Raw genomic sequence first — 7,500 nt, 5'->3', positions numbered from 1 at the left:
CCACGTGCTCGAGGCGGGGATCCCCGAATCGTTCAACGTGTTGATGAAGGAACTCCAGGCCCTGTGCCTCAACGTCGAACTACTCGAGGATCCGGCCGCGCCGCGCCGCGGCGCGGCGCGCGCTGGCGTGCCCGCGGGACTCGCGCAGCTCGCGCGCGAAGTGGCAGCCAAGGCCGAAAAGCTGGGTGGCGCTCAGTAACCCACACAGGGGAACGCAATGAAGGACATCTTCAACTTCTTCGAGAAGCCTCGCGACCCGCGTTCGTTCAACGCGATTCGCATCCTGTTGGCGTCCCCGGAAAAGATCCGGGAGTGGTCCCACGGCGAGGTCAAGAAGCCCGAGACCATCAACTACCGGACGTTCAAGCCGGAGCGGGACGGCCTGTTCTGCGCCAAGATCTTCGGGCCGGTCAAGGACTACGAATGTAACTGCGGCAAGTACAAGCGGATGAAGCACCGCGGCGTCGTGTGCGAGAAGTGCGGCGTCGAGGTCATTCAGTCCAAGGTGCGTCGCGAGCGCATGGGCCACATCACGCTCGCCACTCCGGTTGCACACATCTGGTTCCTCAAGTCGTTGCCGAGCCGCATCGGCAACATGCTCGACATTCCGCTCAAGGACCTCGAGAAGGTTCTGTACTGCGAATCGTACATCGTCATCGACCCGAAGGAATCGGGGCTGCAGAAGTGCGAGCTGCTGTCGGAGGAGCGTTACCTGAAGCTCCTCGACGAACTCGGGGAGGATGCGTTCGTCGCGGACATGGGCGGCGAGGCGATCGTCCGCTTGCTGCGCGAGATCGACGTGCACGGGCTGGCCGAGCAGCTTCGCGTCGAGATGAAGGAAGCGACGAGCGAGGCGAAGCGCAAGAAGCTGTCCAAGCGTCTCAAGGTCGTTACGTCGTTCCGCGAGTCGGGCAATCGTCCCGAGTGGATGATGCTCGAGGTGATCCCGGTCATCCCGCCGGACCTGCGGCCGCTGGTCCCGCTCGACGGCGGGCGGTTCGCGACTTCCGATCTCAACGACCTGTACCGCCGGGTGATCAACCGCAACAACCGGCTCAAACGCCTGCAGGAGCTGAACGCGCCGGAGATCATCATCCGCAACGAGAAGCGGATGCTGCAGGAGGCCGTCGACGCATTGTTCGACAACGGCCGGCGTGGCAAGACGATCACTGGGCCGAACAAGCGGCCGCTCAAGTCGCTGTCGGACATGCTCAAGGGCAAGCAGGGCCGCTTCCGCCAGAACTTGCTCGGCAAGCGCGTCGACTATTCCGGCCGTTCCGTGATCGTCATCGGGCCGGAGCTGCGCCTGCACCAGTGCGGCTTGCCCAAGAAGATGGCGCTCGAGCTGTTTACGCCGTTCATCTATAACAAGCTCGAGGAGCGCGGGCTCGTCACGACCATCAAGTCCGCCAAGAAGATGGTCGAAAAAGAGCGCCCGGAGGTGTGGGACATCCTCGAAGAGGTGATCAAGGAGCACCCGGTTCTACTGAACCGGGCGCCCACGCTGCACCGCCTCGGTATTCAGGCGTTCGAGCCGATCCTCACCGAGGGGAAGGCGATTCAGTTGCACCCGCTCGTCTGCACGGCGTTCAACGCCGACTTCGACGGCGACCAGATGGCCGTTCACGTGCCGCTGTCGATCGAGGCGCAGATGGAGGCCCGCGTGCTCATGATGAGCACGAACAACATCCTGTCGCCCGCGAACGGGCGTCCGATCATCGTGCCGACGCAGGACATCGTGCTCGGCCTGTACTACATGACGCGGGAGCGCGCGTTCGCGAAGGGCGAGTACCGACCGACGAAGCCGGGCAAAGACGGGCTCAAGGGAGTGTATTCGTCGATCGACGAAGTGCGCATGGCCTACGACCACGGGCAGGTCGCGCTGCAGGCGAAGATCCTGCTCCGGCCCGCACCGGGCGAAAAGCCGGTCGAGACGACCGTCGGCCGCGCGCTCGTCTACGAGATCGTTCCGAAGAAGATCCCGTTCAGCATGGTCAACCGCGTCCTGACGAAGAAGGCGTTGGGCGAGTTGATCGATGCGGTGTACCGGGCGTGCGGCCAGAAGGAGACCGTCCTGCTCGCCGATCGCCTGCGGACGAAGGGCTACTCCTATTCCACGCTCGCCGGGATCTCGATCGGCATCGACGACATGGTCATTCCGGCCAAAAAGAAGGAACTTCTCGAACGCGCCCAGAAGGAGGTCGCCGAGATCGAGGAGCAGTACACCGACGGTCTCATCACGGACGGCGAGCGCTACAACAAGGTCGTCGATATCTGGGCGCAGTGCTCCGAGCAGATCGCGAAGGAGATGATGGCGCAGATCGGCGTCGAGATCGCGGTCAACCCGGAGAACCCGAAGGAGAAGCGCAAGCAGCCGTCGTTCAACTCGATTTACATCATGGCCGACTCGGGCGCGCGCGGTTCGCAGCAGCAGATGCGGCAGCTCGCGGGCATGCGAGGTCTGATGGCAAAACCGTCGGGCGAGATCATCGAGACGCCGATCACGACCAACTTCCGCGAGGGCCTCACCGTGCTCGAGTACTTCATTTCGACGCACGGCGCGCGCAAGGGGTTGGCGGACACGGCGCTCAAGACGGCGAACTCGGGATACTTGACCCGTCGCCTGGTCGACGTGGCGCAGGATACGACCATTTCGGAGTACGACTGCGGCACGCTCGAGGGCATCGAGATGATGGCCCTCATCGAGGGGGGCGAGATCATCGAGCGCCTTGGCGACCGAATTCTCGGCCGGGTGGCGTTGGAGGATGTCGTCGATCCGTATACCGGCGAGGTGCTCGTGCCGGCGAACGCCGAGATCGACGAAGAGAAGGTCGGCCTGATCGAGAACACCGGCATCGACCGGGTCAAGATCCGGTCGGTGCTCACCTGCCAGGCCAAGCGTGGAATCTGCGCGCTGTGTTACGGCCGCGATCTGGCGCGCGGCTACATGGTCAACATCGGCGAGGCGGTCGGCGTCATCGCGGCGCAGTCGATCGGCGAACCGGGCACGCAGTTGACGATGCGTACGTTCCACATTGGTGGTGTCGGGCAGATTCGTACGTCGCAGTCGTCGCTCGAATCGCGCACCGATGGGACCGTCAAGCTCGAGAACGTCCAGCGCGTCAAGAAGGGCAACTACTGGGTGGTGATGAACCGCCAGGGTGAGCTCATCATCCTCGACGAGGTGGGCCGGGAGCGCGAGCGCTACGGCCTGCAGTACGGCGCCAAGCTTCACGTCGACGACGGGCAGCCGGTCAAGGCGGGCACGCTGCTTGCCGAGTGGGATCCGTTCTCGATGCCGATCATCACGGAAGTATCGGGCATCGTGCGGTACGGCGACGTGATCGAAGGCGTGACGATGACCGAGCAGCTCGACGAGGTCACCGGGCTGTCGCGCAAGGTGATCATCGAGTCGAAAGACCCGGACTCGCGGCCGCGGATCTCGATCGAAGACGAGACCGGCGCGGTCAAGCGGCTTCCGAGCCGGGACAACGACGCCGAGTACTTCCTCCCGGTCGGCGCGAATATCGCCGTCAACGAGGGCGAACGGGTCGAAGCGGGCGACGTCCTGGCCAAGATCCCGCGCGAGACGACCAAGACCAAGGACATCACGGGCGGTCTGCCGCGCGTCGCCGAGTTGTTCGAGGCGCGCAAACCGAAGGATCACGCCGTCATCGCTGAAATCGACGGGACGATTCACTTCGGCAAGGACACGAAGGGCAAGCGCAAGGTCATCATCCAGCCGGACGTCGGCGAGCCTGCCGAGTACCTGATCGCGAAGGGCAAGCACCTGTCGGTGCGCGAGGGCGACCGCGTGCGCGCAGGCGAGCCGTTGATGGACGGCTCCGCCAACCCGCACGACATCCTGCGCGTGCTCGGCGAGAAGGCGCTGGCCAAGTACCTCGTGGACGAAGTGCAGGAGGTCTACCGGCTGCAAGGCGTGCGCATCAACGACAAGCACATCGAGGTGATCGTTCGCCAGATGCTGCGCCGCATCGCGGTCAAGGACGTGGGTGACACGAACTTCCTCGTGGACGAGCAGGTGGAGAAGCACGTGTTCGAGGAGGAGAACGAGCGCGTGATCGCCGAAGGCGGCCAGCCCGCCAAGGGCGAGCCGCTGCTGCTCGGCATCACGAAGGCGTCGCTGTCGACGGAGTCGTTCATCTCGGCGTCGTCGTTCCAGGAGACGACCAAGGTGCTCACCGAGGCGGCAATCTCCGGCCGGATCGACTACCTGCGCGGCCTCAAGGAGAACGTGATCATGGGGCGGCTCATCCCGGCGGGTACGGGGCTCGGCGCGTACAAGCGGCTCACGGTACACGTCGACTCCCCGACCGAGTCGACGGCGTCCGAACCACCCGTCGCCGAAGGCGATGCGGCTGCCGTGGGTGGCGATGTGCTGCCGGGTGCGCCGCCGATGCCGGAAGCGCCGCCCGCGGCACCGCAGCCAGAGGGCCAGAGCTAGGAGGCCGTACCGCATAGCCGCTGGCTGCGGTCGCGATCGGCGGGCGATCTTCGGCGTACGTCCTCGCGCCCCATGGCACCGTAGGGTGATACGCGCCCTCGTGCGCTGCGGGCGCGCGCCCAACCTCGCCTCGCGTCCCGCGACCTCGCCGGCGCGCCGCTCCGCAGCAGCCGCGCAGGAGCGCGTCGAGCCCGGTCCGCGCATCGTCACGTGTGACCGCGATCATGGTCGCGTCGCATGCGCCGGGCTACGGTCGATCTGGGCGGCGCGTGGACGGGTCATCCGACTCGTACTGTCGCCGTGCGGTTCAACGGTTTCCAGTGCCATCCGGGGCGTGCGCTTGACCCGTGGACGATCCCACGGGAAAATCGCACCATGCAGGCTGAGGGGCGCGTTCCCTCGGCACCGCGACTGCCGGGGCACGACCGCTGCGGTCCTTGGGCGCTACCGAGTGCGCGCCCGGCGCGGAGCCGAGCGCGACAGGGCGTGCGTCCATCGCCGCGGAGGCGGTCGTGACGGGCACCGGCGACATGCCGTATTCGGGCACGGACGACGCCGACCTCGAGCCCGGGCAGACCGTCGGCGAGTACGTCGTCGAGGAGAAGCTTGGCGAAGGCGGGTTCGGAACCGTGTTCAAGGCGGTGCACCCCGTCATCGGCAAGCAGGTCGCCATCAAGGTGCTCGCTCGCCAGTACTCGGTCCAACGCGAGATGGTGTCGCGTTTCGTGTCGGAGGCACGCGCGGTCAACCAGATCCGCCACCGCAACATCATCGACATCTTTTCGTTCGGACAGCTCGACGACGGCCGCCACTACTACGTGATGGAGCTGTTGGACGGCGAGCCGATGGACGAGTACCTCGAGGCGCGCGGCCGCATCGACCTGAGCGAAGCGATCCCGATTCTGCGGGCGCTCGCCCGCGCGCTGGACGCCGCGCACGCCAAGGGCATCGCGCACCGCGACCTCAAGCCGGAGAACATCTTCCTCGCGCGCGACGCCGACGGCACGGTGTTCCCCAAGCTGCTCGATTTCGGCATCGCGAAGCTATTGGGCCAGCAGCAGCCGCACGAACACCGAACGCGCACCGGCGCCCCGATGGGCACCCCGGCGTACATGTCGCCCGAGCAATGTCGCGGTCGCGATGTCGACCATCGGACCGACATCTACGCCTTCGGCATCCTCACGTACCAGATGCTGACGGGAGAGCTGCCGTTCGACGGGGAGGACTACATGGAGATCCTCCTCAAGCAGATCAGCGAGGAGCCCGATCCGCCGTCGACGCGCCACCCCGGTCTGCCGGCGTCGGTCGACCACGCGGTGTTGTGGATGCTCGCAAAGGACCCGGCCAAGCGGCCGCCGAACCTGGTGACCGCGGTCCGCGCGCTCGAGGACGCCGCGCGGAGTGCCGGCGTGCGCCTGTCGACCGAACCGGAGCCCACGGGCGCGTACGCGGCGCCGACCACGCCGCCGATGTCGGCGCCGCGCCCGCCGGCGTCGGCGCCAGCCCCCGTGTCGGGGGCGCCGACGGTCGCGCTCGATGCGTCGGTCGGTCCGGCCGGGCCCCAGGCGCCGGCGTCGCCCAACGGGAGCACTGCGGCGGAGCTGGCCGCGCTGCGGCACCGGGGCTCGCGCCGGCTTGCGGTCGTCGTCGGCTCCGTCGTCGCCGCGGTCGCCGCAGGCACTGTCGTGTACATGGCACTGTCGGGAGACGACGTACCGCCTCCCGATCCCGCGGTCGAGCGCGCGGCCCACACCGCGCCGCCGGCAGCTCCCGACGCCGCGGCGTCGCGTCGGTCGGCCGTACCGGACGCAGCGCCGCCGATCCCGGCCATTGTCACGATCGACGTGTCCGGGCCGCCCCCGGGCACCGAAGTGTTCGGCCCGCTCGGTCCAGTCGGCGTCGCTCCCGGCCCGATTCAACTGCCCCGAGGGGACCGGCCGGTCGTCCTCACGTTCAAGGCGGCCGGCTATCGCACGGTGACGGCAGAGGTCACGCCGGACCGGGATGCGGCGATCGAGGTCCGTCTCAAGAAGAAGCCGCCGCGGCGCCGGCCCCCCAAGTCGACCAAGCGCGGGCGGGACGCAATCGAGGACCCATTCAAGTAGTCCCCGCGGCGCGGGGCGACGGAGCCGACCGTTCATGCGAACTTACGTGTTCACGATTGCCGCCATCGGCTGGCTAGGGTGTACGGACCTTCCGCCGATCCCCGAGGGCGTGTGCGGCAACAACGTGCTCGAACCTGGCGAGGACTGCGACGGCGTGACCGACTCGTCCCTCGGTGCGGGCACCGCGTGTGGTGCCCCTTCGACCGCGCAGGCATGCCAGTACGTGTGCGGCGACGAGTCGGGCGCCACCTGCCCCCAGGGATGGGGCTGCGGCGCCGACGGCGTGTGTCGCCGGCCGTCGGGCGCGCTCGACCGCGCGCCGGGATCGCCGTGGCGGTTCGACGCCAGGTTCTTCGGCATCGGCGATGTCGATGGCGATGGCAACGCGGACCTCATCGGCGCCGGCAGCAGCGCGATCGAGATCCGCTACGGCACGGCGACCGGCGAGTTCCCGACCGAACGCGACATCGTCACCCGCCGGCCGACGGGTCCGCCGCAGTTCGTCGACTTCGACCGCGACGGCCGGTTCGACGTCGTCATGCCGATCCTCACCGGGTTGTTCGTCCTGCTGGGGCAATCCGACGGAACGCTTCTGCCGGTGGCGTATCAGCCGTTGTCCCTTGAAGTTCCCGCACTCGCCGGCTTCGAGGTCCAGCTGTGGCCGCTCGTGGCGCGGCCCGGCGAGATCAACTCCGACTTGCTCGTGCTGTTCGGCAACCAGATGCAACTGGGGGACGGGATGGCGGCGCTACCGGACGGGTGGAGTGTCGGCCAGCTCGCCGGCCGCCTCGCGCGCGGCGACCTCGATGTCGGCGCCGCCTCCGTGCAGCACGAGTTCGCATTCGCGTTCGAGGGGGCAAACCGCGTCTATATTTACGAAGCGCAAGACGGGGCGGCGGTGCCGCGACAGCAAGTGTTGTTGCCCCCGTC

The 7,500-nt window shown here is 67.3% G+C and carries 4 protein-coding genes (1 of these 4 only partly in view); all 4 read left to right on the top strand.

Annotated features, from left to right (window positions below):
• Window positions 1–199, top strand: the final stretch of a protein-coding gene (gene rpoB, locus D6689_09165; protein RMH42101.1) for a DNA-directed RNA polymerase subunit beta. Its footprint begins 4,019 nt before the window's first position; only the last 199 of its 4,218 coding nucleotides appear in the window; its start codon lies off the left edge, out of view; the stop codon is at window positions 197–199.
• Between the two features lie 18 nt (window positions 200–217).
• A complete protein-coding gene (gene rpoC, locus D6689_09160; protein RMH42100.1) occupies window positions 218–4,465 on the top strand; it encodes a DNA-directed RNA polymerase subunit beta' in 4,248 nt (1,415 codons plus the stop codon).
• 437 nt (window positions 4,466–4,902) lie between these two features.
• A complete protein-coding gene (locus D6689_09155; GenBank protein ID RMH42099.1) occupies window positions 4,903–6,570 on the top strand; it encodes a serine/threonine protein kinase in 1,668 nt (555 codons plus the stop codon).
• Window positions 6,571–6,616: 46 nt separating this feature from the next.
• Window positions 6,617–7,500, top strand: an 884-nt coding sequence (locus D6689_09150; GenBank protein ID RMH42098.1) for a VCBS repeat-containing protein, incomplete at its 3' end; no start/stop codon positions are given.

This window comes from Deltaproteobacteria bacterium (assembly GCA_003696105.1).
In the GTDB taxonomy this organism is placed as follows: domain Bacteria; phylum Myxococcota_A; class Polyangia; order Haliangiales; family J016; genus J016.
This window is presented reverse-complemented; position numbering and strand designations above follow the sequence as displayed.

Bases quoted from the DNA above. Each gene is read 5' to 3' on its own strand.
- rpoC (RMH42100.1), top strand. From the start codon at position 218: ATGAAGGACATCTTCAACTTCTTCGAGAAGCCTCGCGACCCGCGTTCG.